The sequence below is a fragment of the Erythrobacter sp. HKB08 genome, assembly GCF_004114695.1.
Lineage (GTDB): Bacteria > Pseudomonadota > Alphaproteobacteria > Sphingomonadales > Sphingomonadaceae > Parerythrobacter_A.
Map to the genome: position 1 here is coordinate 1,284,191 of NZ_CP035310.1, position 25,108 is coordinate 1,309,298.

General features: G+C 65.1%; 28 protein-coding genes and 1 tRNA gene. 13 read left to right on the plus strand and 16 right to left on the minus strand.

Annotated features, from left to right (window positions below; all coding sequences use genetic code 11):
• Positions 1–30 precede the first annotated feature (30 nt).
• Complete coding sequence (locus EO245_RS06060) at positions 31–453, plus strand: hypothetical protein (protein WP_128892085.1); 423 nt, start codon at positions 31–33, stop codon at positions 451–453.
• Position 454: 1 nt separating this feature from the next.
• Here EO245_RS06060 and EO245_RS06065 read toward each other — a convergent pair whose 3' ends face one another.
• The gene (locus tag EO245_RS06065) at positions 455–1,603 is read right to left on the minus strand and encodes a glycosyltransferase family 1 protein (RefSeq protein WP_128892086.1); all 1,149 of its coding nucleotides are present in this window, start codon (positions 1,601–1,603) and stop codon (positions 455–457) included.
• A gap of 197 nt (positions 1,604–1,800) precedes the next feature.
• Here EO245_RS06065 and EO245_RS06070 point away from each other — a divergent pair, with 197 nt between their 5' ends.
• From EO245_RS06070 to EO245_RS06080, 3 genes are all read left to right on the plus strand, one after another.
• Positions 1,801–2,961 carry a phosphoserine transaminase gene (locus tag EO245_RS06070; protein ID WP_128892087.1) on the plus strand — a complete coding sequence of 387 codons (1,161 nt, stop codon included), beginning with the start codon at positions 1,801–1,803 and terminating at the stop codon, positions 2,959–2,961.
• A gap of 123 nt (positions 2,962–3,084) precedes the next feature.
• Complete coding sequence (gene serA / locus EO245_RS06075; protein WP_128892088.1) at positions 3,085–4,668, plus strand: phosphoglycerate dehydrogenase; 1,584 nt, start codon at positions 3,085–3,087, stop codon at positions 4,666–4,668.
• 28 nt (positions 4,669–4,696) lie between these two features.
• Positions 4,697–5,803, plus strand: a complete 1,107-nt coding sequence (locus EO245_RS06080; RefSeq protein WP_128892089.1) for an ATP phosphoribosyltransferase regulatory subunit — start codon at positions 4,697–4,699, stop codon at positions 5,801–5,803.
• Here the strand turns inward: EO245_RS06080 and EO245_RS06085 are convergent.
• On the minus strand, positions 5,800–6,627 hold the full coding sequence (locus tag EO245_RS06085; RefSeq protein ID WP_128892090.1) for an aldo/keto reductase: 828 nt from the start codon (positions 6,625–6,627) through the stop codon (positions 5,800–5,802). The genes EO245_RS06080 and EO245_RS06085 overlap by 4 nt on opposite strands.
• A gap of 181 nt (positions 6,628–6,808) precedes the next feature.
• Here EO245_RS06085 and EO245_RS06090 point away from each other — a divergent pair, with 181 nt between their 5' ends.
• The 3 genes from EO245_RS06090 to EO245_RS06100 are packed head-to-tail and all read left to right on the plus strand — an operon-like array spanning position 6,809 to position 9,623.
• Positions 6,809–8,098, plus strand: coding sequence for an adenylosuccinate synthase (locus EO245_RS06090; protein ID WP_128892091.1), 1,290 nt, complete (start codon positions 6,809–6,811; stop codon positions 8,096–8,098).
• Between the two features lie 5 nt (positions 8,099–8,103).
• Positions 8,104–8,595 (plus strand): murein L,D-transpeptidase family protein, encoded by a 492-nt coding sequence (locus tag EO245_RS06095; protein WP_128892092.1) that lies wholly within the window; start codon positions 8,104–8,106, stop codon positions 8,593–8,595.
• Positions 8,596–8,627: 32 nt separating this feature from the next.
• A complete protein-coding gene (locus EO245_RS06100; RefSeq protein WP_234026977.1) occupies positions 8,628–9,623 on the plus strand; it encodes a winged helix DNA-binding protein in 996 nt (331 codons plus the stop codon).
• Between the two features lie 4 nt (positions 9,624–9,627).
• Here EO245_RS06100 and EO245_RS06105 read toward each other — a convergent pair whose 3' ends face one another.
• From EO245_RS06105 to argH, 4 genes are read right to left on the minus strand one after another with little or no spacing between them, the layout of a single operon-like run.
• On the minus strand, positions 9,628–10,413 hold the full coding sequence (locus tag EO245_RS06105; RefSeq protein ID WP_128892093.1) for a bifunctional precorrin-2 dehydrogenase/sirohydrochlorin ferrochelatase: 786 nt from the start codon (positions 10,411–10,413) through the stop codon (positions 9,628–9,630).
• Between the two features lie 10 nt (positions 10,414–10,423).
• On the minus strand, positions 10,424–11,680 hold the full coding sequence (gene lysA, locus EO245_RS06110; protein ID WP_128892094.1) for a diaminopimelate decarboxylase: 1,257 nt from the start codon (positions 11,678–11,680) through the stop codon (positions 10,424–10,426).
• Positions 11,681–11,689: 9 nt separating this feature from the next.
• Positions 11,690–11,938, minus strand: a complete 249-nt coding sequence (locus tag EO245_RS06115) for a lipoprotein (protein ID WP_128893480.1) — start codon at positions 11,936–11,938, stop codon at positions 11,690–11,692.
• Complete coding sequence (gene argH, locus EO245_RS06120; RefSeq protein ID WP_128893482.1) at positions 11,938–13,311, minus strand: argininosuccinate lyase; 1,374 nt, start codon at positions 13,309–13,311, stop codon at positions 11,938–11,940. Before argH ends, EO245_RS06115 begins: the two co-directional genes overlap by 1 nt.
• Before the next feature lie 133 nt (positions 13,312–13,444).
• On the opposite strand from argH, the gene EO245_RS06125 reads away from it, so the two are divergent.
• Positions 13,445–13,894, plus strand: coding sequence for a TlpA disulfide reductase family protein (locus EO245_RS06125; RefSeq protein WP_234026978.1), 450 nt, complete (start codon positions 13,445–13,447; stop codon positions 13,892–13,894).
• Between the two features lie 62 nt (positions 13,895–13,956).
• Here the strand turns inward: EO245_RS06125 and EO245_RS06130 are convergent.
• Both EO245_RS06130 and EO245_RS06135 read right to left on the minus strand, forming a co-directional pair.
• Positions 13,957–14,032: transfer RNA gene (locus tag EO245_RS06130), tRNA-Val, on the minus strand.
• Between the two features lie 46 nt (positions 14,033–14,078).
• Positions 14,079–14,717 carry a bifunctional 2-polyprenyl-6-hydroxyphenol methylase/3-demethylubiquinol 3-O-methyltransferase UbiG gene (locus EO245_RS06135; RefSeq protein WP_128892095.1) on the minus strand — a complete coding sequence of 213 codons (639 nt, stop codon included), beginning with the start codon at positions 14,715–14,717 and terminating at the stop codon, positions 14,079–14,081.
• Between the two features lie 91 nt (positions 14,718–14,808).
• Between EO245_RS06135 and EO245_RS06140 the strand changes: the two genes are divergently transcribed.
• Entirely contained in the window at positions 14,809–15,786 is a 978-nt protein-coding gene (locus EO245_RS06140; protein ID WP_128892096.1) for an asparaginase, read from the plus strand.
• A 7-nt stretch (positions 15,787–15,793) separates the two neighbouring features.
• On the opposite strand, the gene EO245_RS06145 is transcribed toward EO245_RS06140, so the two are convergent.
• The 3 genes from EO245_RS06145 to fmt form a co-directional block, all read right to left on the minus strand.
• On the minus strand, positions 15,794–16,906 hold the full coding sequence (locus EO245_RS06145) for a zinc-binding dehydrogenase (RefSeq protein WP_128892097.1): 1,113 nt from the start codon (positions 16,904–16,906) through the stop codon (positions 15,794–15,796).
• Positions 16,903–17,661 carry a tRNA pseudouridine(38-40) synthase TruA gene (truA, locus tag EO245_RS06150; protein ID WP_128892098.1) on the minus strand — a complete coding sequence of 253 codons (759 nt, stop codon included), beginning with the start codon at positions 17,659–17,661 and terminating at the stop codon, positions 16,903–16,905. Before truA ends, EO245_RS06145 begins: the two co-directional genes overlap by 4 nt.
• Before the next feature lie 106 nt (positions 17,662–17,767).
• Positions 17,768–18,673 carry a methionyl-tRNA formyltransferase gene (gene fmt / locus EO245_RS06155; protein ID WP_128892099.1) on the minus strand — a complete coding sequence of 302 codons (906 nt, stop codon included), beginning with the start codon at positions 18,671–18,673 and terminating at the stop codon, positions 17,768–17,770.
• A 52-nt stretch (positions 18,674–18,725) separates the two neighbouring features.
• On the opposite strand from fmt, the gene recR reads away from it, so the two are divergent.
• Positions 18,726–19,322, plus strand: coding sequence for a recombination mediator RecR (gene recR, locus EO245_RS06160; protein ID WP_128892100.1), 597 nt, complete (start codon positions 18,726–18,728; stop codon positions 19,320–19,322).
• Positions 19,323–19,384: 62 nt separating this feature from the next.
• On the plus strand, positions 19,385–19,951 hold the full coding sequence (gene def, locus EO245_RS06165; protein ID WP_128892101.1) for a peptide deformylase: 567 nt from the start codon (positions 19,385–19,387) through the stop codon (positions 19,949–19,951).
• A 67-nt stretch (positions 19,952–20,018) separates the two neighbouring features.
• Here def and EO245_RS06170 read toward each other — a convergent pair whose 3' ends face one another.
• Positions 20,019–20,417 (minus strand): four-helix bundle copper-binding protein, encoded by a 399-nt coding sequence (locus EO245_RS06170; protein ID WP_128892102.1) that lies wholly within the window; start codon positions 20,415–20,417, stop codon positions 20,019–20,021.
• 106 nt (positions 20,418–20,523) lie between these two features.
• On the opposite strand from EO245_RS06170, the gene rmuC reads away from it, so the two are divergent.
• Positions 20,524–21,927, plus strand: coding sequence for a DNA recombination protein RmuC (gene rmuC, locus EO245_RS06175; protein WP_128892103.1), 1,404 nt, complete (start codon positions 20,524–20,526; stop codon positions 21,925–21,927).
• Positions 21,928–21,945: 18 nt separating this feature from the next.
• Positions 21,946–22,587: a hypothetical protein gene (locus tag EO245_RS06180; protein ID WP_128892104.1), complete on the plus strand. Its 642-nt coding sequence runs from the start codon at positions 21,946–21,948 to the stop codon at positions 22,585–22,587.
• Here EO245_RS06180 and EO245_RS06185 read toward each other — a convergent pair whose 3' ends face one another.
• From EO245_RS06185 to rapZ, 4 genes are all read right to left on the minus strand, one after another.
• Positions 22,588–23,403 carry an RNA methyltransferase gene (locus EO245_RS06185; RefSeq protein WP_128892105.1) on the minus strand — a complete coding sequence of 272 codons (816 nt, stop codon included), beginning with the start codon at positions 23,401–23,403 and terminating at the stop codon, positions 22,588–22,590.
• The gene (locus tag EO245_RS06190; protein ID WP_128892106.1) at positions 23,400–23,678 is read right to left on the minus strand and encodes an HPr family phosphocarrier protein; all 279 of its coding nucleotides are present in this window, start codon (positions 23,676–23,678) and stop codon (positions 23,400–23,402) included. Before EO245_RS06190 ends, EO245_RS06185 begins: the two co-directional genes overlap by 4 nt.
• Positions 23,675–24,103, minus strand: a complete 429-nt coding sequence (locus EO245_RS06195) for a PTS sugar transporter subunit IIA (protein ID WP_128892107.1) — start codon at positions 24,101–24,103, stop codon at positions 23,675–23,677. The genes EO245_RS06190 and EO245_RS06195 overlap by 4 nt, the downstream gene beginning before the upstream one ends.
• Before the next feature lie 67 nt (positions 24,104–24,170).
• A complete protein-coding gene (gene rapZ, locus EO245_RS06200; protein WP_128892108.1) occupies positions 24,171–25,097 on the minus strand; it encodes an RNase adapter RapZ in 927 nt (308 codons plus the stop codon).
• Positions 25,098–25,108: the final 11 nt, after the last annotated feature.

Genomic DNA, 25,108 nt, shown 5'->3' on the forward strand with positions numbered 1-25,108 from the left:
CGAGGGTCGCACCTTGAGGGAGGGGATATCATGAACACCGCTACGAAAGCGCCATGGCACCTGTGGGCCGTCGGCATAATGACGCTGCTGTGGAACGGGGTCGGCATCTGGAGCTACATCAGTACCCAGACCGGCAATCTCGAAGGCTTCGGCATGTCGAGCGAAGCGATCGATTACGTCACCGGCTTCCCGGCCTGGGCCGACGCGCTGTGGGCGCTCGGCGTATGGGGTGCCTTTTTCGGCTCGGCACTGCTGCTGCTGCGTTCGCGCTGGGCGGTCGTGTCGCTGATGATCTCGATCGTCGGGCTGGTCGGGACGACCGTCTACCAGCGCGTGCTGACCGAGCTTCCGGCAGACATGTCGGGCTGGGGCATCGCCATCGCGATCTGGGTGATCACGCTCTTCCTGCTGTGGTATGCGATGAAGATGCGCCGCGAAGGCGTGCTGCGCTAATCTAGCCGCGCTTTGCTTCGACCAGGCGGAGGTAGGTGTCCGCAACCGCCTGGTTGATAGCGTCCCAGTCGTAATTCTTGCTCTTCGCTTCGCCTGCCGCGCCGTGCTTTTCGCGCAGCGCGTCGTCCGTGCAGTAGGGCGCGATGGCGTCGGCGAAGGCCTTGGCCGAACCCGGCGGCACGAGCCGCCCGTTCACCCGGTCTTCGACGAGGCTGGAGGAGCCGGTCGCACCGGCTGCCACTACGGGTAGCCCGCAAGCCATCGCTTCCAGCGTGACATTGCCGAAGGTCTCGGTGATCGACGGGTTGAAGAAGATGTCGCCGCTCGCCAGCGCCCGGCCGAGGTCGGCGCCGGTCTGGAAGCCGACGAAAGTGCCGCCCGGCAGTGCCTTTTCAAACCAGCTTCGCGCCGGACCGTCGCCGATGACGAGAACCTTGTGCGGAACCTGCTGCTTGCGCAAGTCGACGATCGTTTCGGAAAAGATGTCGAGGCCCTTTTCCATGACCAGCCGGCCGAGGAAGACGATGGCGACGTCGTCGTCCTCGATCCCGTTCTCACGGCGCCAGGCGAGGTCGCGCTTTTCCGAGGCGAAGACTGAGCGATCGACGCCGCGCGACCAGATCGAGATATCCTCGTGCATGCCCTGTTCGAGCAGCGTGTCGACCATGCTCTGCGAAGGTGCGACCAGCGCGTCGCAGCGGTTGTAATAACGGCGCATGATCGCCTCGAGCCACGGCTCGGTGAAGCCGAGGCCGTAGTAGCGCGGATACGTCTCGAAGCGCGTGTGAACCGAAGCGAGGACAGGGATGTCGTGCGACCGCGCAAAGCGCACCGCCGCGTGCCCGGTCGGGTCGGGCGAGGAGGTGTGGACGACGTTGGGCTTGAAGGCTTCGAGGTCGGCGCGGTTCGACTTCGACAGGCCGAGCGGGACGCGATATTCGGCGCGGCCCGGGATGGCGACGCTCGGCACGCTGACGAGATCGCCGGTCGGCTCGAACGCCGGTTCCTCTACCGTCGGGGCATAGACACGCAGCGCAGCGCCTTGCCGCAGGAGGTATTCCGCCAGCCGGTTGAGCGCCTGGTTCGCACCATCGCGTACGTAATTGTAGTTGCCGCTGAACAGCGCAATGCGAAGGTCTGAGGTCTGCATTGCAAGCGCCCATAGGCGGGAATTCGGCACTTGGCGAGGGGGAGGGCCTCGGCGAGCGCATCTGCGCAACGTCTCGCCGAGTTCCATGGTTTCGTATGCAACCAAATGCGCGCTTGACTCGTTGCAACGCAACATTACTGCCGCCAGCGGGCCACGCGGTCCCAACGCCGCGCGTGCTCTCTGCAAGGAGAGAATACATGACTACCGAACCGACGCTCAAACCCGAGCGCCCTTTTTTCTCGTCCGGTCCCACGGCAAAGTTCCCGGGCTGGTCCTTCGACAAGCTGCAAACCGAATCGCTCGGTCGCTCGCACCGGTCCGCGACCGGCAAGGCGCGCCTGAAATACGCGATCGACCTGTCGAAGGAGATGCTCGGCGTTCCCGAAGACTATCTCGTCGGCATCATGCCGGCTTCCGACACCGGCGCGCTCGAATGCGCGATGTGGACCATGCTCGATCCCGCGCGTCCCGCGACGGTCGCTGCATGGGAGAGCTTCGGCAACGTCTGGATCCAGGACGCGGTCAAGCAGCTCAAGCTGCCGAAGCTGACCACGCTCGACGCCGATTACGGTGAAATCCCCGACCTCGCCTCGATCCCGCAGGACAACGACGTCGTCTTCACCTGGAACGGCACCACTTCGGGCGCGAAGATCCCGAACACCGACTGGCTCGCCCCGGGCCGCGAGGGTGTGACCATCAACGACGCCACCAGCGCCATCTTCGCGATGGAAATGGACTGGGCGAAGCTCGATGCGACGACCTACAGCTGGCAGAAGGTCATGGGTTCCGAAGCGCAGCACGGCATGCTGATCCTCAGCCCCAAGGCCGTTGCCCGCATCGAGGAATATGATCCCGAATGGCCGCTGCCCAAGCTCTTCCGCCTGAAGAAGGGTGGCAAGATCAACACGAGCATTTTCGAAGGCGCGACGATCAACACGCCCTCGATGCTGGCGACCGAGGACTATATCGCCGCGCTCGAATGGGCGCAGGCTCTGGGCGGCCGCAAGGCGATGTTCGAACGCGCCGACGCGAATGCCAAGATCGTCACCGACTGGATCGAATCGACGCCCTATGTGCGCAACATGGTCTCCGACCCTGCCAAGCGCACCAACACCGGTGTGTGCTTCGTCTTCCAGGGCGACTGGTATGAAAGCCTGTCCGACGAGGACAAGGCGGGCGTGCCCAAGAAGATCGTCAAGATGCTCGAAGATCGCGGCATCGGCTACGATTTCAACGGCTACCGCGATGCCCCGCCGTCCCTGCGCATCTGGTGTGGCGGCACGGTCGAGCAGGAAGATCTGAAACGTCTCCTTCCGTGGATCGAGTGGGCCTACGAACAGGTCAAGAGCGGCAGCTGACGCGCTGCCAGGCTTTTTTCATCGTCATTCCCGCGAAAGCGGGAATCCAGCCGAACGATAGGTCTCGATAGCTCTGGATCCCCGCCGTTGCGGGGATGACGACTTCAAAACTGGAATATTGTCATGAGCAAACCCAAAGTCCTCATTTCCGACAAGATGGACCCGAATGCCGCGCGCATTTTCGAAGAGCGCGGCTGCGAGGTCGATGTGAAACCCGGCATGACGCCGGATGAACTCAAGGCCGTGATCGGCGAATACGATGGCCTCGCCATCCGTTCGTCGACCACCGTGACGCCCGAAATCCTCGACGCGGCGACCAATCTGAAGGTCATCGGCCGTGCCGGCATCGGTGTCGACAATGTCGATATCCCCTATGCCAGCGGGAAGGGCGTCGTCGTGATGAACACGCCGTTCGGCAATTCGATCACCACTGCAGAGCACGCCATCGCGCTGATCATGGCAGTCGCCCGCCAAATCCCGTCGGCGGATCGCCGCACGCAAGCCGGCGAATGGCCGAAGAACGATTACATGGGTGTCGAAGTGACCGGCAAGACGCTCGGCCTGATCGGCGCGGGCAACATCGGTTCGATCGTTGCCAGCCGCGCGCTCGGCCTCAAGATGAAGGTCGTCGCCTACGATCCTTTCCTGACCGAAGATCGCGCGGTCGAACTCGGCATCGAGAAGGTCGATCTCGAAGGCCTGCTCGCACGCGCCGACTTCATCACGCTGCACACTCCGCTGACCGACCAGACCCGCAATATCCTGAGCCGCGAGAACCTGGAAAAAACCAAGAAGGGCGTGCGCATCGTCAATTGCGCGCGTGGCGGCCTGATCGACGAGGCGGCACTCAAGGACCTGCTCGAAAGCGGGCATATCGCCGGTGCCGCGCTCGACGTGTTCGAGACCGAACCGGCCAAGGACAGCCCGCTGTTCGGCACGCCCAACTTCATCTCGACCCCGCACCTGGGCGCATCGACTACCGAAGCGCAGGTCAATGTCGCGCTGCAGGTCGCCGAGCAGATGGCGGATTACCTCGTCAATGGCGGCGTCACCAACGCGCTCAACATGCCGAGCCTCAGCGCCGAGGAAGCGCCGAAGCTCAAGCCCTACATGGGTCTGGCCGAGAAGCTCGGTTCGCTCGTCGGCCAGCTGGCACATGGCAATCTGACCAAGATCAGCATCGAGCGCGAAGGCCATGCTGCCGAGCTTAATGGCAAGCCGATCGAAGGCGCCGTGCTCGCCGGTCTGATGAAGCAGTATTCGGACACGGTGAACATGGTCAACGCGCCCTATCTGGCGAAGGAGCGCGGTCTCGACGTGCGTTCGGTGCGTCACGACCGCGAAGGTGCCTACAACACGCTGATCCGCGTCACCGTCGGCACCGAACAGGGCGACCGGTCGGTTGCCGGCACGCTGTTCGGCAACGACAATCCGCGCCTGGTGGAGATCTTCGGCATCGGGATCGAGGCCGAACTTGCCGGACACATGCTCTACATCGTCAACGAGGACGCACCGGGCTTCATCGGTCGCATCGGTACGCTGCTCGGCGAGCACGGGATCAACATTGGCACCTTCAACCTCGGTCGCCGCGATGCGGGCAGCGAAGCGATCCTCCTGCTGAGCGTCGACCAGCCGATCCCCGATGCTGTGATCAAGGATGCCTGCGCGCTGGAAGGCGTGAAGGTGGTGAAGGCGCTGGAATTCTGATGCCTTTTAGGGCAGGGGGCCGCGCGTCATGACGAAACCCGACGACCTCCTGCCTGAAGGCCTCGAAGACAAGCTGCCGCGCGAAGCGGCGGTGCTGACCCATGCGATGCGCGCTGCCCTCGGTGTGTTCGATTCGCATGGATACGACCGGGTGCGTCCGCCGCTGGTCGAGTTCGAGAAGGCGCTTGCGGGCCGGATGGAAGGCGTGCGCGCCCAGCGCATGTTCCGCTTCGTCGACCCGCAGAGCCTGCGCACGCTTGCGCTGCGCTCGGACCTCACTCCGCAAGTCGGCCGGATTGCTGCGACGAGCCTCGCCGATACACCGCGCCCGCTGCGCCTGTGCTACGCCGGCGACACTGCGATCATCCGCGCCGACCAGCTCGACCCTTCGCGCCAGCGCCTGCAAATGGGCGCCGAACTTATTGGGAGCGATAGCGCCGCTGCTGCCGCTGAAGTCGCAAGCGTCGCGCTCGATGCGCTTGAGGCGGCTGGGGTTACGAACATCTCGATCGACTTCACGCTGCCCGACCTTGTCGACACGCTGTCGGCAAAGGCGCTCCCGCTCGAACCCTCGCAGGTCGAGGCGGTTCGTCGCGAGCTCGACACCAAGGATGCAGGCGGCCTCAAGGCGGCAGGCGGCGAAGCCTATCTTCCGCTGCTTTACGCGGCAGGTCCGTTCGACGAGGCGATCGCGCGCCTTGCCGACATCGATGCAGGCGGCGCGCTCGCAACGCGGATCGAGGGCCTGCGCACTGTCGCCGAGCGCATCGGCAACCGCGCACGTGTCACGCTCGACCCGAGCGAGCGGCACGGGTTCGAATACCAGAGCTGGTTCGGCTTTACGCTTTATGCCGACGGCGTGCGCGGCGCGCTGGGTCGCGGCGGAACCTATGCCATCGGCGGTACGGACGAGGTCGCCACCGGCTTCTCGCTCTATGGCGACCGCATGGCGGAAGCGCTCGACGAACCGGCTGCCGGCAAGGCCGTCTTCCTGCCGCTCGGCCACGATGCAGGAGCTGCGGCGAAACTGCGCGCCGAAGGATGGCGCACCGTCGCCTCGCTCGACGGGAGCGAAGACGCGGCGGCCCTCGGCTGCACCCACCGCCTCGAAGGCGGCGAGCCGGTCGCTCTCTAGCTGTTGAACTTGCCCGGCTCGGGACCGATGCGTCCGTCCGGATCGTCCAGCGCGTCGATTTTCGCCATCTGCTCGGTGGTCAGCTCGAAGTCGACGGCGGAGAAATTGTCGCGAATGTGATCGGGATTGGTCGAGCGCGGCAGTGTGCTGAGGCCATGCTGGATATGCCAGCGGATCACGACTGCTGCGGGCGACTGGCCGGTTTCCTCGGCAATCGACTTCACCGCATCGCTGCCCATCGCATTGCCCTGTCCGAGCGGCGACCAGCTCTGTGTCACGATGCCCATCTCGTCATGCACGCGGCGCATTTCGCGCTGCTGGAACGTGGGGTGCAGTTCGATCTGGTTGAGCGCAGGCACGACGCCGGTATCGTCGACGATGCGCTTCAGGTCTTCCTCGCGGAAGTTGGAAACGCCGATCGACTTCGCCTTGCCCTGGTCGCGCAGTTCGATGAGTGCCTTCCACGTATCGACGTAAAGGCCCTTTTCGGGACACGGCCAGTGGATCAGCAGCATGTCGACATGGTCGCGGCCCAGCCGCTCGAGGCATTTGTCAGCCGCTTTCAGCGTGCGGTCGTAGCCCTGGCTCTCGTTCCAGATCTTGGTCTGCAGGAAGATGTCGGACCAGTCGCCGATGCCTTCGCCGACACCGCGCTCGTTCTGGTAGATCGCGGCGGTATCGATCAGCCAGTAGCCGGCATCGATCGCCGTGCGCACGGCCTCGGCCGCGTCGTCCTGGTCGATCTCCCAAGTGCCGAAGCCGAGCTGCGGGATCTGGCGATCGTCGTTGAGGGGAAGGGTGGGATAGTTTTTCGTTTCGCTCATGCCCGAACTACGAATGGAGCATTGCGCAGTTCCGCGTCACGCGCCTTGACTTGGCCCATGCTGGCGCTCTAACCCGCGCGGCGCATTCGGAGCCCGACGTGCTCCGCCGTTTCATCCGTTTCGCCGAGTCCTGTCGAAGGGCGTTTCCGGATCCACCTTGGCAGGGTGGAGGAGTATAAGCATGGCCAACGTAACCGTGATCGGCGCCCAGTGGGGCGACGAAGGCAAGGGCAAGATCGTCGACTGGCTGGCAAGCCGCGCCGACGCCGTCGTCCGCTTCCAGGGCGGTCACAATGCCGGCCATACGCTGGTCGTCGACGGCAATGTCTACAAGCTCAGCCTGCTGCCTTCGGGCATCGTGACCGGCACGCTTTCGATCATCGGCAATGGCGTCGTGCTCGATCCGTGGCACCTCAAGAGCGAGATCGAGAAGCTCGAAAGCCAGGGCGTCACCATCACCGACGACAATTTCGCGATTGCCGACAATTGCCCCCTGATCCTGCCGATCCACCGCGACCTCGACGGCCTGCGTGAAACGGCTGCGGGTGCGGGCAAGATCGGGACGACGGGGCGCGGCATCGGTCCGGCCTACGAGGACAAGGTCGGTCGCCGTGCGATCCGCGTGTGCGACCTTGCCCATCTCGACAGCCTCGAGCCGCAGCTCGACCGCCTGTGTGCGCACCACGACGCGCTGCGTGCCGGTTTCAACGAACCGCCGGTCGACCGCGAGCGTCTGCTCGACGACCTGCGCGAGATCGCGCCTTTCGTGCTCAAGTTCGCCCAGCCGGTGTGGAAGCGCCTCAAGAAGGTGCGCAAGGCGGGCGCGAAGATCCTGTTCGAAGGCGCGCAGGGCGTGCTGCTCGATATCGATCACGGCACCTATCCCTTCGTCACCAGCTCCAACACCGTGAGCGGCACTGCGGCGAGCGGCAGCGGTCTCGGCCCCAATTCGACCGGCTTCGTGCTTGGCATCGTGAAGGCCTACACCACGCGCGTCGGCTCGGGCCCGTTCCCGACCGAACTCGACGACGAGATCGGCCAGCGCCTCGGCGAGCGCGGGCATGAATTCGGCACCGTTACCGGTCGCCAGCGTCGTTGCGGCTGGTTCGACGCGGTCCTCGTCCGCCAGAGCTGCGCGATCAGCGGCGTGACCGGCATCGCGCTAACCAAGGTCGACGTGCTCGACGGGCTGGAGAAGGTGAAAATCTGCACCGGTTATCGCCTGCGCAACAACGTCTACGACTATTTCCCGAGCCACGCGGCGGATCAGGCCGAAGTCGAGCCGATCTACGAGGAAATGGACGGCTGGCAGGAATCGACCGCCGGTGCGCGCAGCTGGGCCGACCTTCCGGCGAATGCGATCAAGTACATCCAGCGCGTGCAGGAACTCATCGAGACGCCGGTCGCCCTGGTTTCGACCAGCCCCGAACGCGATGACACTATCCTGGTGCGCGATCCCTTCGTAGACTGACGGCCATGCGCCGCCTTGTCGCCCTCTCGCTGCTCGTCCTCGCCGCCTGTGCGCCGGTCGAGCGTGCGCCACTGGCTGGCAAGGCGGACTTCGTGCTCGTCGACAAGTCGGACCGCACGCTCACGCTGATGCGCGATGGCAAGGTGCTGCGCGAATACACCGGCATCGCCTTCGGTGACGAACCTTCGGGCCACAAGCGCTTCGAAGGCGACGAGCGCACGCCGGAAGGGCTCTACACGATCGACACGCGCAACCCGGACAGCGCCTATTACCTCTCGCTGCGCATCTCCTATCCGAACGAGCAGGACCGCGCCTATGCCGAGGCCCAGGGGCGTTCGCCGGGAGGGGACATCTTCATCCACGGCCAGCCCAACAACTCGCCGTTGTCCCGCCTGCCGGGCGACTGGACCGACGGCTGCATCGCGGTGAGCAATGCCGAGATGGACGAGCTGTGGCAGGCGATCGAAGACGGCACCCGGATACGCATTCGTCCTTGACTTGATCCTCATTTGTTCTCAACCTGTTCCGATTGGAGCAGGAGTCGCAGATGCAGGCCGATTTTACCTACGAACCCGCCGAGGCGGCGAACGACCCGGCAGGCGTGCCGCTGACCGTTTCGGTGTTCGCGGACCGTGCCCATCTGCGCGACCAGATTGCGGAAGATGCACGAGCCGCAGGTTTGCGCATCGGGCAGGTGGGCGACATCGCGCAGGTGCTCGACGGCGAAGCGCGGCCACTGGGCGACATCGTGCTGCTCGACTGCCCGATTGCCGAGGGGGAGCGTCTGGCTGCATTCGCGCGGCTCGACATGCGCGTGGCACGTTCCGGTGCGAAGCTGGTGGTGTCGACCAGCGTCGATGCGCTCGACGCGGTGTTCGGTTGCTTCGACCAGTCGCGCGCGCAGATACTCGTCGATCCGTCTCGCGGAGAGCGGGTGATTGCGCTCGGCGGACTGCTGACGGAAGTGCCGGGCATGCGCCTGCGCGAACTGGCGGAAACCGACCGCATGACGCTTATGCGCCTGACCGAGCAGGTCGGGCAGATTGCCGAACGGCTGGAAAGGCTCGACCAGCGCGGCATGGCGCAGGATGGCGGCGCATTCCGCTTCGAATCGCCGACTTCGGGATATCGCTCCGGCGCCGACGACGGCTCGGCGCGCCTGCGCACGCAGAAGCCACCGCTGCCCGATCCGCGCCTCGTGCGCACGATGATCCGCCAGCGCCGCTTGCGCGACGAGTTCTTCGATGCCGAACTGTTTGCCGATCCGGCGTGGGACATCCTGCTCGACCTTACCGCTGCGCGAACGGAGCATGTGCGCGTCTCGGTCAGCTCGCTGTGCATCGCCGCAGCCGTCCCGCCGACGACTGCGCTGCGCTGGATAACCCAGATGGTCGAAAGTGGCCTGCTCGAACGTCTGCAGGACGATACCGACAAGCGCCGCGTGTTTATCGGCCTGTCCGACAAATCGGCAAATGCGATGGCGAGCTATTTCGCTGCGCTCGGGAAGAAGCGGGCTGCGGCCTGAGCGATCAACCGTCGCGCCGCAGGATCACTGTCAATTCGTCCTCGTCGACGGCGGGGCTGTGACCTGCTTCAAGGACGCGCCGTACCGCATCGGCGCGTGACCGGTCGAGGACTGCCGCCGGAATATCGGGTGCGTGGAATACCGTGTCCGCCATGCCGAGCAGGCGCGCCTGCCGCAGTGTCAGGTCTTCCGGATCGTCGCTCGCAAGCGTGAATTCATGCGTTCCGGTGGCGCGGCGGGACTGATCGCCTGCCAGCCATTGATCGAACCGTCGGGCAGAACTCTCGTCCAGAACGTCGAGCATGCCGCCTTCGGCCAGTGCGGCATCGATCGCCTGCCTGCGCTCTCCGCCATCGGGAAAGCGAACGCGCATCGCATCGCGCGCCGCCTCGAGCCTGCTCGCCAGCTTGCCGAGCGATTGCGGCAGGATCTGTTCGATCCGCAGGCGAAGCTGCTTGGCAAGACCGGCCGATGCGCCCGAGGTGCCGATGGCGATCAGCACCGGATCGCGGTCGAGAATGCTCGGCGTGGTGAAATCGCACAGTTCCGGGCGGTCGGCGACGTTGACCAGCAGACCCTTCGCTTTCAGTCGCCGCGCGATCGCCTCGGCCTTGCGCGGGTCTTCCACCGCGATGAATGCGAGCGATGCGTAATGCGCCTCCGCCTCGCCGCAGGGAATGCCGCCCGCGCGTTCGACCAGCCGCTGTTTGGCCTCGCCCATCGCCCCTTCGGAAACGACCACCACGCGCTGTCCGGCAATGCGGTGGAGCAGGGGGAGCGAGCGGATCATCGAGCGGCCCCTAGAGCCAGGCGGGCACGCGCTCGGCCGCCATGATCTCGCCGGCGGGCAGGCGGTCGGCGACGACTTCGAACCGGTCCCCATCGACCAGCACTTCGGCGACGAAGCCGCGGCTGTTGTAGGAGGATGCCATGGTCGCACCATATGCGCCTGCAGTTCGGAAAACCGCGAGGTCGCCTGCCGCCACCGCATCACATTCGCGGCCCATCGCGAAGGTATCGCCGGTCTCGCAAATCGGACCAACGATATTGGCAGTCATCCGCTCGCCGGTCGGTTCGACCGCCTCGAAATCGTGCCAGGCGCCGTAGAGGGCCGGGCGGGCGAGGTCGTTCATGGCGGCATCGACGATGACGAAAGGATCGTTAATCCCGCGCTTCACGCGGATCACGCGCGTCAGCAAAACGCCGGCATTGCCCGCGATCACGCGGCCCGGCTCGAACATCAGCTGCACGTCCCAGCCGCGCGTCGCCCGTTCGACCATCGCGCCATATTCGGCAGGAGGCGGAAGCTCCTCGCCCTTGCGATAGGGAACGCCGAGACCGCCGCCGAGATCGACATGGGTCACCTTGCGCCCGTCCGCCCGCAGCGTTTCGACGAGCCGGCCGATCTTGCCGAACGCCGTCTCCAGCGGCTCCAGCGTGCCGAGCTGGCTGCCGATGTGGATCGCCACGCCGCGCAGGTCGAGGCCGGGAAGTTCCGACAGACGGGCATACATGGCCGGTGCATCGCCGATGGGCACGCCGAACTTGTTGTCCGCCTTGCCGGTCGAAATCTTGTCGTGCGTGCCGGCATCGACATCCGGATTGATCCGCAGCGCACAGCGCGCCTTCAGGCCGAGCGCGGCTGCGATCTCGGCAAGCTCCTGCCCCTCTTCTTCGGATTCGATGTTGAACTGGCCGATGTCCGCGTCGAGCGCGTAGCGCAGTTCCTGCTGGGTCTTGCCGACGCCGGAGAACACGATGTCCTGCGGGGCCATGCCTGCGGCCATCGCGCGGGCAAGCTCGCCGCCGGAAACGACGTCCGCGCCGTAGCCTTCGCGCTGGAGGACGCCCAGCACGGCAAGGTTCGGATTGGCCTTGACCGCAAAGGCGATGTGCGGGTTCTTCAGCCCCGACAGCGCCTCACGGAAGACGCGCGCATGGCGCACCAGCGTGGCGCGCGAATAGACATAGACCGGCGTGCCGACTTCGCGGGCAATGCGCGGGAGCGGCACGTCCTCGGCATGCATGACGCCGTCGCGGATCTGGAAATGGTCCATCGGTGGTGCTCAGCGATCCTCGGGCGGCGGAAGGTCGAAAGGATCGTCCTCGCGCTCTTCGGAACGGCGGCGCAGTTCCACGCTGCGTTCCGGCACGGCGAGGGGGTCCGGTTCGAGCAGTTCGCTCGCCTCGGGCGTCGCCTCCGCACCGAAGGGCGTGACTGGCAGGCCTTCACCCGGCGCAGTCTCCAGCGGCGCACGCTGGCCGCAAGCTGCAAGGGTAAGTCCAAGTCCCACAAGAAGAGCGGTTTTCGTCATCATTCCATTCCCAGCGCGGTTCGAGCTTCGGCCACCCGCTGCCTTACCTGTTCGGGCGCGGTGCCGCCATAGGAGGCGCGCGATGCGACCGAGGCGTCGACCGAGAGCGCAGCGAACACGCGTTCGTCGATACGCTCGTCGATCGCCTGCAGTTCCTCGAGCGTCAGCGCGTCGAGTGCCACGCCCTTGCTTTCGGCCAGCTTGACCGCCGCGCCGGTGATGTGATGCGCCTCGCGGAACGGAATGTCCGCCTCGCGCACGAGCCAGTCGGCAAGGTCGGTCGCGGTAGCATAGCCGAGCTCCGCCGCCTGGCGCATCCTTCCGGTCTGGAAGCTGCAGTCGGCGACCATGCCGGTCATGGCCGCGATGCACAGGTCGAGCAGTCCCGCGGCCTCGAAAACCGGCGGCTTGTCGTCCTGCATGTCCTTCGAATAGGCGAGCGGCAGGCCTTTCATCGTGACCATCAGCGCGGTCGCCGCACCGACGATGCGCCCCGCATGACCGCGCACCAGTTCGGCCGCGTCTGGGTTCTTCTTTTGCGGCATGATCGAACTGCCGGTCGACAGCGTATCGGGCATGCGCGCAAAACCGAAGGGCTGGCTCGCCCAGATGATCATCTCTTCCGCGAGGCGCGACAGGTGAAGCGAGCACTGGGCGGCAGCCATCAGGTAATCGAGCGCAAAGTCGCGGTCGCTTACCGCATCGAGGCTGTTGCGCGTCGGCCGGTCGAAGCCGAGCACCTCGCTGGTCGCCTCGCGGTCGATATCGAAGCCGGTCCCGGCAAGCGCCGCGCTGCCGAGCGGGCTTTCGTTGAGCCGCTCGCGGGCCGCCTCGAAGCGGGCGATGTCACGCCGCGCCATCTCGTAGTAGGCCATCAGGTGGTGGCCGAGCGTGACCGGCTGTGCGGTTTGCAAATGGGTGAAGCCCGGCATGATACTGTCGGTGTGCTCGCCTGCGCGGGCGACCAGAGCGCGCTGGTATTCGCGCAGGCCCGCAAGCGCGCGGTCGATCGCCTCGCGCACCCACAGGCGGAAATCGGTCGCCACCTGGTCGTTGCGGCTGCGCGCGGTGTGCAAACGCCCTGCAGCCGGACCGATGAGCTCGGCGAGGCGGCTTTCGACGGTCATGTGGATGTCTTCGAGGTCCCAGTCCTCGGGCACGCCGTCCCGCTCGTATTCGCCGGCGATCGTATCGAGCCCGCCGAGGATCGCCTCGCAATCCTCGCGGCTGATGATGCCCTGGTCGGCGAGCATGGCTGCGTGTGCCTTCGAGGCCGCGATGTCCTGCCGCCAGAGCGCCTTGTCGAACGGAATCGAGGCATTGATTTCGCGCATGATGGCGCTAGGCCCTTCCGCGAACCTGCCACCCCACATCTGGTTGGAGCCCGAATTGTCCTTGCGCTGGTCGCTCACTCTCGTCGCCCTGACACTGCCTCTTGCCGCGTGCGATAGGCAAGCACCCGAGGAGGCGCAAGAACAGGGCGCATTGGAGAGCGAGAAGGCAAGCTTGTCCGGCACGATCGATCGCAGCCGTGCAGGCGAGCTGATGCCGGCGGAGCTGGTACGCGATCCGGCAGGGCGCGAGCTCAATCTCGGCGCGCTCCAGGGACAGCCCGTGCTGGTCAATTTGTGGGCGACATGGTGCGCCCCCTGCGTCGTCGAAATGCCGATCCTCGACGATCTGGCTGCCGAATACGACGGCGCGCTGCGCGTAGTGACCGTGAGCCAGGACATGCAGGGTGCGGAGAAGGTCGTGCCGTTCTTCGAGAAGAATGGCTACGAGATGCTCGAACCGTGGCTCGATCCCGACAACAAGCTGGGCTTCGCACTGGGCGACGGGGTCCTGCCGGTCACCATCCTTTACGATGCCAGCGGGCGCGAGGTGTGGCGCGTCTCGGGCGAATACGACTGGGCCGGCGCGGAAGCGCGCGAGGCCATTGCGGAGGTTGTGGAGTAGGGAGCTCGGGCTGCGCCGCCTCCCTCGCTGTTCGTGAAAGTTCTTCGTCCTTCACGAAGAACTGGTGGGCGATGACAGGCTCGAACTGCCGACCCTCTCGGTGTAAACGAGATGCTCTACCAACTGAGCTAATCGCCCTTCCCGGCTAGCGGGTGCGCTGCACATAGCGGGCGCTGGTTTAAATTCAACTGGTCTTGTTGCTCGCGAGTGGCTTTCGAGCCGTCATCATCATGCTTTTCCAGAGATAGGGCGCCCGCCCGAGGCCGCTGAAGCTCTCGATTTCAAATCCTTGCGCCGCAAGCAGCGCCTCCAAGGTCTTCCGGCTGAAAAACTTGATGTGTCCGCCATGCCAAAGCGCAGTGTGGTGATGGTCCCACTTGCCTGCGAGCGACAGGGCGAGGTTCTTCCAGTACCCGTGATAGGGAGTGGTGACGATGAAGTGCCCGCCGGGTTTCAGCGCCTCCCATGCGAAGCGAGCAAGCTCGTGCGGCGCGAACAAGTGCTCGACCACTTCCGTGCTGACGACCGCGTCGAATGGGGCGCCGTCGAGAACGGTGCCGCTAGCTGCGAAGTCGGCGCGCGAGAATTCGAGTTCGGGATAGTGCTTACGGGCGATCGCGATCCCCTCTTCATCGCCATCGATCCCGAGCGTCTTCATCTCTGCTGCGGCAATTTTCGCCGTCACGGAGCCGTTGCCGCAGCCCGCATCGAGAACCCTGAGCGCGCCGAGCGCCTCCAGCTTCGCGACGATCGCGGGCGCGATGTAGTCGGTCGATCCCGGTGCGTGTTCGGTCCAGCCGTAATTCTCGGTGATGGCGCTCATGACGGGGGGATATGCGGGAGCGTCTTCACAGAGGCAATGCGCGCGCACCGACTATCCTTGTGCTTTTTCCGGGTTGGGATATTGGCGTGCCATGACCAGCCGGATCACAGTCCTCGCCACCGGTGGCACCATCGCGGGCATTGCGGGCTCCGCGATTGCGAAGGACTATGTCGCCGGGCAGATCGATATCGAGGCCTATCTCGAGCAGGTCGGCGGGCTGGGGCTGGAAGCGGAGTTTTCCGGTCGGCAGATCGCCAATATCGATTCGGCCGATATCGGTCCCGAGGTATGGAACGCGCTGCATCCCGCGGTGATGGAGGCGCTTGCCGATGAGAGCTGCCAGGGCGTCATCGTCACCCACGGTACCGATACGCTCGAGGAAACCGCGTTCCTGCTCGACCTGACGCTGCCGGCGAGCAAGCCGGTCGTGCTGGTCGGGGCCATGCGCCCGGCGGATGCAGTCGGCTATGACGGCCTGCGCAATTTCGCCAACGCGGTGCGCGTGGCGGGCGACAGGCAGGCGGCGGGGCGCGGCGTGCTGGTCGTGATGGGCGACCGCGTGTTCGGCGCGCGAGACGTGCGCAAGGTCCGCACTCGGGGCACGGACGCATTTCGCGGCTTTCCGCGCGAGTCCGTCGGGCTAGTAACACCTGCCTCGCTCGAATGGTTCGGCGCGCCCTGGCGGGTCGATGCGAGCGCCCAGTTCGCATGGCAGGACGAGCTACCCGATGTCGGTATTCTCTTCGCCCATGCCGGGCTGGATGCCGCTTCGGTCGCGCGCTTCCTCGGCGAGGACATGCGCGGCGTGGTCGTCGCCGGCGTGGGCGAGGGGAACATGTCGGAAGCGGTGCGTCAGGAGCTCGTCGCGCGGCGCAAGCAGGGCCTGCGAGTCGTTCGCGCCAGCCGGGCCGACGAGGGGCTGGTAGACCGAGAGCCGGAGGACGATGGGAACGGCTTCGTCGCCGCCCGCGCGCTCAATCCGCAAAAGGCGCGCATCCTGCTGCAGCTGCTGATCGCGCACGGGGTCGACGACCCCGCGGCGATCCAGCGTGCATTCGACGGAAGCTAGCCGAAGCTTAGCTCCACGGCGTGACGAGATACTTCTCGCCGGTCTTCATCGCGCGATAATCGGTCACCGCGTCCTTGGTCAGCATTTCTTCGAGATTGACCCGGCGTTTGTAGCTGCTGGCGAAGGTGGTGGTGAGGTTGTCGAGCACCCGCTGGCGCATGCGCATCATCGTTTCCATGCCAGCCTGCTGGAGGAACGGGGTGAGCAGCCAGCCCGAAAGCGTCCAGCCGAAGCCGTAGCTCGGCGTCAGGATGGTCGGACCCATGTCGAGGCGACCGTAGATGAACATGCGCTTCGCCTGGTTCGAGCCGTAGCGCGAATATTCGGTCATCTTGCTGACCGCGACCTGCTCCATCGCCTTGAACACATTGTCGACCGCCTGCCCGCCGCCGATCGGGTCGAAGCCGTAGAAGGCGTCGGTCGCATCGATCGCTTCGCGCAGCTGCTTCATGAAGTCGTCGTCGGACGAGTTCACGATGTACTTCGCACCGAGGCCCTTGAGCAGGTCGACATGCTCGGCCTTGCGCACGATGTTGACGAGTTCGATGCCGTCTTCCTGGCAGATCTTGATCAGCATCTGGCCGAGGTTCGACGCCGCTGCAGTGTGCACGATCGCCTTCGCGCCATCCATCTTGGCGTTCTCGACGAAGCCGAGGGCGGTCATCGGGTTGACGAAGGCGCTCGCGCCGTCCTCTGCCGAATGGTCGCCGAGCGGCAGGCACATCGCGGCCTCGGCGATGACATATTGGCTGTAGGCATTGCCCGGCACGCAGGCGACGCGCTGGCCGTCGAGCGCCTTAGCCATCTCGCTGTCGCCCGTCGCGACGACGGTGCCTGCGCCTTCATTGCCTGCCGGCAGCTTCTGGCCGTGGCGCGCCTTGGAGCCGGTGTTGAACGGCTCGGGCATGTTCGCGACGTATTTGCCCTGCGTGTACTGGGCGTTCTCGAGGTCGGCCGCACCGGTCAGGATCGCGAGGTCCGACGGGTTGATCGGCGCCGCTTCCATCCTGACGAGGACCTGGTTGCCGGTCGGCTCGGGAACGGTGACCTCCTCGATCTCGACGGTCAGCGTGCCGTCCGCTTCGAGCGTGGTGAAAAGCTGTTTGCCGGTGGTGGTCATTTCTCGTTCTCCTCTCCGGGATAGGTTGCGGCCACGAAGTAGAGGCCGTGCGGGGGTGCGTTCAAGCCCAGTTCCTGTCTGTCGCGTGCAAGCAAAGCTTCGCCGACCTGCTCCTCGCGCCAGCGGCCCATGCCGACGAGCGCGAGGCAGCCGACCATGCTGCGCACCTGGTGGTGCAGGAAGCTGCGCGCCGCGGTGCGGATTATCACATGCTCGCCTTCGCGGCTGACGTCGAGATGGTCGAGCGTCTTGACCGGGCTCTGCGCCTGGCAGTGGACGGAACGGAAGGTGGTGAAATCGTGGTGCCCGACCAGCGCCTGCGCCGCGCGGTGCATCGCTTGGTGATCGAGTTCCTGCGCAACCTGCCACGCCCGGTTGGCTTCCAGCGTCAGCGGAGCGCGGCGGTTGCAGATGCGGTATTCGTAGGAACGTCCGGTGCAGGAGAAACGCGCGTGCCACTCGTCGTCGACCTCGCGGCAGTCGAGCACCGCGATCGGGTCGGGCCTGAGGTGATAGTTGAGTGCTTCCATCAGCCGGAAGGGCTCGATGTCCTTCTCGATATCGAAATGGCTGCGCATCGCGAGCGCGTGGACGCCGGTATCGGTGCGCCCGGCGCTGTGCAGGGTAACGGTCTCTCCGGTGACCTTGTGCGCCGCTTCCTCGAGCGACTGCTGCACGCTCGGCCCGTGCTTCTGGCGCTGCAGGCCCTGGAACGGCGTGCCGTCGAATTCGATGGTGAGCGCGAAGCGGGTCATATCCAACGCGCCGTCATTCCCGCAAACGCGGGAATCCAGAATTGATGGTCGCTTGGTCGCCCTGGATCCCCGCCTTCGCGGGGATGGCGAGGGGGAGATAGGGCTATCACGCTATCGTCATTCCCTTGTCGACCGGCTTGCCGCGCAGGAAATCGCTGCGGTCCATCGCAGGCTTGCCGGCGCGTTGCAGTCGCAGCGGCCGGATTGCGCCTTCGCCGCAGGCTATCGCGAGGTCATCGTCGAGCACTTCGCCGGGTTTGCCCGATGCCTCGACGACTTCGGCGCGCAGGAACTTCACCCGCTCGCCGTCCAGCTCGCTCCATGCGCCGGGGAAGGGGGCGAGGCCGTGGATGTGCCGCATCACCTCCTGCGCCGGCTTCGTCCAGTCGATGCGGGCCTCGGCCTTGTCGATCTTGGGCGCGTAGGTCGCGTCCTCGTCGTCTTGCGCAACAGGCACGTGGATCGCGAGATCGCGCAGCGTGCCGACCATGAGCTGCGCACCGAGATGCGCCAGTTCCTCGGTCAGTTCGCCGGTGGTCTTCTGGTCGATCGTGGTGCGCGCGGTTGCCAGCATCGGGCCGGTGTCGAGCCCTGCTTCCATCTGCATGATCGTCACGCCGGTGGTCGGATCGCCCGCCATGATCGCACGGTGGATCGGCGCGGCACCGCGCCAGCGCGGCAGGATCGAGGCATGGACATTGAGGCAGCCGTTCGCAGGGGCATCGAGGATCGCCTGCGGCAGGATCAGCCCATAGGCCGCCACGACCGCGACATCGGCACCGAGCGCGCCGAATTTCTCCTGCTCCTCGGCCGATTTGAGCGACTTGGGAGAGCGCACTTCGATGCCGAGCCGCTCCGCTACCTTCTGCACCGGCGAGGGCTGCAGCTTCTTGCCCCGTCCCGCCGGGCGCGGCGGCTGGGTGTAGACCGCGACGATCTCGTGCGCCGCCTTGTGCAGCGCTTCGAGCGTCGGCACGGCGAAATCGGGCGTTCCCATGAAGACGATGCGCATAAGAGAGGGTCGGACCTTTCGTTGACTAGGCGCAGCCCCTATCTGTCAGGCCATGGCATCGCAAGAGATCGAGGCACTTAGCGCAGCACTCGCCCGCCTGCCGGGTCTCGGCCCGCGTTCCGCGCGGCGTGCGGTGCTGTGGCTGGTCAAGCGGCGCGAGCAGGCGCTGCCGCAATTGCTCGATGCGATGGAGCAGGTGCGCGACCGGCTGGTCGAATGCGACGTCTGCGGCAATATCGATACGCAGAACCCCTGCGGCATCTGCGCCGATCCGCGCCGCGACGCGAAATCGATCTGCGTGGTGGAGGACGTTTCCGACCTATGGGCACTCGACCGCGCGAAGCTGTTCACCGGCACCTATCACGTGCTCGGCGGAAGGCTCTCGGCACTCGACGGCGTGCGGCCGGAGGATCTCAATATCGCCAGCCTGCTCGACCGGGTAGAGAAGGGCGGGGTCGACGAGGTGGTCCTCGCGATGAACGCGACGCTCGAAGGGCAGACCACCAGCCATTACATCGCCGAACGGCTGGAGAGCTTCCCGGTGCGCATCACCCAGCTCGCTCACGGCCTGCCGGTCGGCGGTGAACTCGACTATCTCGACGAAGGTACGCTCGCGCAGGCCCTTAGGGCGCGCAGGCCGGTTGGATAGGCGATCAGACTGATCGCAATGCTGCGCTTGCTAAGCGCGGCGCCCGACCCTATTTTACGACCATGGCTATCCGTGAAATTCTCGAAGTGCCGGATCCCCGGCTCAAGGTCGTGTCCGAACCCGTGACCGAGTTCGACGACGAGCTGAAGACGCTCGTCGAGGACATGTTCGAAACCATGTACGATGCACCCGGCATCGGTCTCGCCGCGATCCAGGTCGGCGTGCCGAAGCGCGTGCTCGTGATCGACCTGCAGGAGCCGGATACCGAAGCCGAGCCGGAAGATTGCGGCGATAGCGGTTGCGGCCACAAGCATTACCCGGTGAAGAACGATCCGCGCGTCTTCATCAATCCGGAAATCCTCGATCCGTCGGAAGACCTTGCGACCTATCAGGAAGGCTGTCTTTCGGTCCCCGAGATCTTCGCCGACGTCGATCGCCCGGCGACCTGCCGCGTGCGCTACCAGGACCTCGAGGGCAAGACCCACGAAGAGGACATGGACGGCCTGCTCGCGACCTGCCTGCAGCACGAGATGGACCACCTCGAAGGCATCCTTTTCATCGACCACCTCAGTCGCCTGAAACGGCAGATGGCGCTGAAGAAGCTCGACAAGCTGCGCAAAGCAGCCTGATCGCCCGGACACAACGAAAAAGCCCCGCTCACCGGCGGGGCTTTTTGTTTGTGCGATCGGCAGCGGATCAGGCGGCTTCGACCATTCCTTCGAGCGCCTTGACGCAATCTTCCATGCACTCGCGGCACATCCGCTCGCAGCGGCGGCAATGGTCGTTGTCGTGCTTGGCGCACTCCTCCGCGCAGACCTTGCACGCGATGATGCAGGCTTCGAGCAGCGACTTGATGACGACGGTCTTGCCATGAGTGCGGCGCGCGGCAACCGTGCTGACGGCCTGGCAGATGTCCGAACAGTCCGAGCACTTGCGGATGCATTCGGACATGTCGCCGTCTTCGCCGTTGCAGGCATCGATGCAGGAATTGCAGATCGCCGCGCAATACATCGCGTGCTTCACCGCCTCGGCGAGTTGTTCGTTGTAATCCGACCCGACCTGCGGGTGCTCCTTGATCATTTCCTTGATCGACATGGGAAAATTCTCCTTTCGGGTAAGGAAGCGGGCGGGGCTGGGGATTGTTCCGCTTCGGAGCGAATGGGTCCTTGGCGCGTGGCGACGTTCCGACTATGTTCTGCTGATGGATGCAGTTTCTATCGCTCTGATTTTCGTCGCGCTGCTTGTCGGCGCAGGCATTGGCTGGTTCGTCGGATCGCGTCCCGCGGCCGACTGGAAGTCGCGCTTCGAAGGGCGCGATGGCGAGGCGAAGGAGCTGGACGAGAAGTTTCGCAAGGCCATCGTTGACCTCGAAAATGCGAGCGTCCGGGCTGAACGGGCCGACGAGCTTGAGCGCAAGCTGGACGGCACGCGCGAGGAACTGACCGCACTCAAGGCGCAGGCCGCCGGTTTCGAGGAGCAGAAGCGGCTGCTCGAGGAGAGCCGCGAGAAGCTGCTCAAGGAATTCGAGAATACCGGCGCCAAGGTGCTCGATGGTGTGCAGGCCAAATTCTTGGAACAGGCCAGCGAGCGCTTCGGCCATGCGGAGAAATCCTCCGAAGAGAAGATCAAGGCGCTGCTGACCCCGGTGGGCGAACGGCTGAAGAAATACGAAGAGCAGGTCGAGACGTTGGAGAAGCAGCGGGTCGACGCCTTCGGACGGCTCTACCAGCAGATCACCGAGATGCAGCGTGGGCAGGAAGAGGTCCGGCGCGAGGCGCAGCGGCTTGGCAACTCGCTGACCAATGCGCCCAAGGCGCGCGGCCGGTGGGGCGAGCGGGCATTGCAGAACGTGCTCGAACAGTGCGGCCTTGCCGAGCACACCGATTTCCATCTCGAACAGTCGATGGAAACCAGCGAGGGGCGGCTGCGACCCGATGCGATCGTCAATGTTCCGGGCCAGAAGAAGCTGGTGATCGACGCCAAGGTTTCGCTCAACGCCTACCAGGCCGCGTTCGAGGCGGATGACGAGGGGGAGCGCAAGCGTCACCTCGACCTGCATGCGAAGTCCATGCGCACCCACGTCCAGACGCTCGGTTCGAAGGGCTACCAGAGCCAGTTCGACGATGCGCCGGACTATGTGGTTATGTTTGTGCCGGGCGAGCACTTCGTCGCCGCCGCTCTCGAACACGATCCGGAACTGTGGGATTTCGCCTTCCACAATAAGGTGCTGCTCGCCACCCCGACGAATCTCGTCGCCATCGCGCGCACTGTCGCGCAGGTCTGGCGGCAAGACACTATCGCTAGAGAGGCGATGGAAATCGGCAAGGCCGGGGCGGAACTCTACGACCGTCTGGCGGTGGCGGCCGAGCATATGAAGCGCGTCGGCGGCGGGCTGGAAACCGCGGTCAACAACTACAACAAGTTCGTCGGCAGCTTCGAGCGCAACGTCCTCTCGTCCGGTCGGCGACTGGCCGAGAAGGGCATCGAGATCGGCAAGCGCGAAATCGAGGAAGTGCCCAAGGTCGAGGCCAGCCCGCGCTACAACAACGACGATGCCGCGAAGATCGAGGATGAGACCGGGGACCAGCGCGACGCGGCGGAATGATTTTCAGGGGAGGGGCAAGTGAAGCCAATCGGACTTATCGCGGCAATCGGCCTTTTCGCGCTGGGATCGCCCGCGCATGCCGAGCGCTTCGAGCCCCGGAACGAGTGCGCTGATTTTGAAGACGCGGAAGCATTCCGCATGGCGCTCGCGACCGCTGTAGCCAATCGCGACGAGGCCATGCTCGAGCCGCTGGTCGATTCCGAGATCCTGCTCGACTTCGGCGGCGGCTCGGGCTGGGAGACGATGCGGGAACGTCTGACATCGGACGATTACCGCCTGTGGGCCGAACTCGACAAGATTCTCCGCCTCGGCTGCGCGATCGAAGAGGACGGCGGAATGATGGCGCTGCCGTGGTACTGGACGCAGGACCTCGGTCTGGAAGACCCGTTCTCGACCATGCTCGTTGTCGGTTTCGATGTCCCGCTGCGCCAGGGCCGAGCCCCTGACTCCCCGCTGCTCGACCGGATCAGTTGGCAAGCCGTGACGCTGCTCGATGACTGGACGGACAATCCCGAAGCGCTCGTCCATGTACAATTTCCGAGCGGGCGCAAGGGCTACATCGCGTGGAAGAACCTGCGCTCGCAGGTCGATTACCGGCTACTTGCCGAAAAGGACGAAGACGGCACATATCGCATCACGACCTTCGTCGCCGGCGACTGATCAGCCCTCCAGCGAGTCCAGCACCTCGTAGGCCAGCACGGCGGCTGCAACCGCGGCATTGAGGCTGTCGGCACGTCCGCGCATCGGCATGGTGACGCGCAGGTCGCATTCGGTCTCGTAGGCTTCAGGTAGTCCTTGGGACTCGTTCCCTACCATCACGAAGCACGGCGCGGCATAGGGCGCCCCGCGATAGGGAACCGCCTCGCGCAGGCTGGCCGCGACGAGCTGGCCTTCGCCCTCGCGCAGCCAGGGCACGAATTCCTCCCACCGCGCCTGTACGACGCGCTGGGTGAAGACCGCCCCCATGCTCGCGCGCACCGCTTCGACGCTGAACGGGTCGGCGCAGTCGTCGAGCAGGATCAGCCCGCCGGCCCCGACCGCATCGCCGGTTCGCAGCATGGTCCCGAGGTTCCCGGGATCGCGCAGCGCTTGCGCGACGAGCCAGATCCTCGCCTTGGATCGGTCTAGGCTTTCGAGCGACGTATCGAACTCGGCAAAGACGCCCGCGACGGCCTGCGGATTGTCCTTGCCGGTAATCTTGGCGAGGATGTCTCCGCTGGTCTCGATGATCTCGCCGCCCTTCGCATCGACCGCATCGACCAGCGCATCGACCAGCGGGTGCGGGTCGCGCCCCTCGGCCATGACGAGGATCTCGGGCACATGGCCGCATTCCCGCGCGTCGGTGAGCAGGCGCAGGCCCTCGGCAAGGAACTTTCCCTCGCGTTTGCGGTGCTTCTTCTCGCGCAGCGAGCGGATAAACTTGACCGTCGGGTTGGAGAAACCGGTAACCTGCCGACGGTTCGCGCCGGCGCTCATTCCTCGCCGAACCCGTTTTCGACCAGCGCGGACAGATCGGCCAGAACCGCCTCGGCATTTTCGCCCGCGACGATCAGTTCGACCGTGTCGCCCTTGGCAGCGCCGAGCATCATCAGCCCGAGGATGGAGCCGCCCGCGGCCTCGTTGCCGTCCTTGGCGACCTTGACCTGCGTAGTCGCGGGAAGTTCCGCCACGGCACCGACGAACTTTGCGCTCGCCCGCGCGTGCAGGCCGCGCTGGTTGACGATGGTGATCGTCTTGCGATGTTCGCTCATGCTGCGTCCGTCTTGGATGCCTTGCCGTCCTGTCCGAGCAGCTCGGAAGCGACGGTGATGTAGGATCGGCCGGCTTCGCGCGCGGCGCAGACGGTGGTGTAGACGTCGTGCTTCTGGCGCGCGCCGGCAAGGCGGATCAGCATCGGCAGGTTGATGCCGGCGATGACCTCGACCCGACCCTGTTCGAGTAGCGAAATCGCCAGGTTCGAGGGCGTTCCCCCGAACAGGTCGGTCAGGATGATGACGCCGGAACCGCTGTCGACTTTCTCGATCGCGGCGGAGATTTCCTCGCGCCGCTGTTCCATGTCGTCATGCGGGCCGATGCAGACCGTCTCGACGGCTTCCTGCTCGCCCACGACATGCTCCATGGCATGCACGAATTCCTCGGCCAGATTGCCATGCGTGACTAGGATCAGTCCGATCATAGGGAAATGGGGGTCTTCGTTTCTGCCCTGAAAGCCCCCGCGGCGCGGATGGGAGCGATTCCATGCTTCATGTCTTGGGCCCTTCGATTTCGTCGGCCGCGCGCGAGCCCAGGTTGCGGTGGAGGACCGTGGGCGAAAATCCTGCGTCGCGCAAGGCCTCCTCCATCAGCGATGCGGTGAAGACCGAGCGATGGCGCCCGCCCGTGCAGCCGAAGGCGACGTTTACATAGGCCTTCCCCTGTTCGCGGTAGCGCGGGAGCAATGTCAGCAGCAGGTCGCGCATCTGGCCGAAAGCTGTGTCGAACGTCGGATCCTTGCGGATATGCTCGCCGACAGCGGGATCGAGACCGGTCTGTTCGCGCAGTTCATCGACCCAGTGCGGGTTGTCGAGGAAGCGCATGTCGAACACGAGATCGGCAAGCGGCGGCGTGCCGCGCGCGAAACCGAAGCTGGAAATGATTACCGACATGTCCTGCGGCGCGCTCGCCGAGAAATTCTCGCGGATGGCCTGCTTGAGGTCGTTGCTCGAATATTCGGTCGTGTCGATCACCACGTCGGCCCAGCGCCGCAGCGGTTCGAGCAGTTCGCGCTCGGCCTGGATGCCGACACGGACCGGCCGGCCACTGGCCATCGGGTGGCGACGGCGCGTCTCGTTGTAGCGCCGTTCGAGCTCGCCGCTCGCGCAGTCGATGAAGACGGTGGTGAGGAGGATGTCCTCCTCGCTGCTCAGTTCCTTCACTCGCTCGATGATGTCGGAAGGCACGAAGCCGCGCGTGCGGCTGTCGAAACCGATTGCAAGCGGGCCGAGCTGGCGTTCCTCCGCCTCGCTGCCGATCAGCCGGTCGAGCAGGCGGATGGGGAAATTGTCGATCGCTTCCCAGCCCAAGTCTTCGAGCACGCGCAGGGCGGTCGTCTTGCCCGCGCCCGACAGGCCGGTGACGAGCAGGATGTGCTGCCGTCCGTCCTCGCTTGCCTGTGCCGAATCGCTGGTCATGCTTGGCGCGG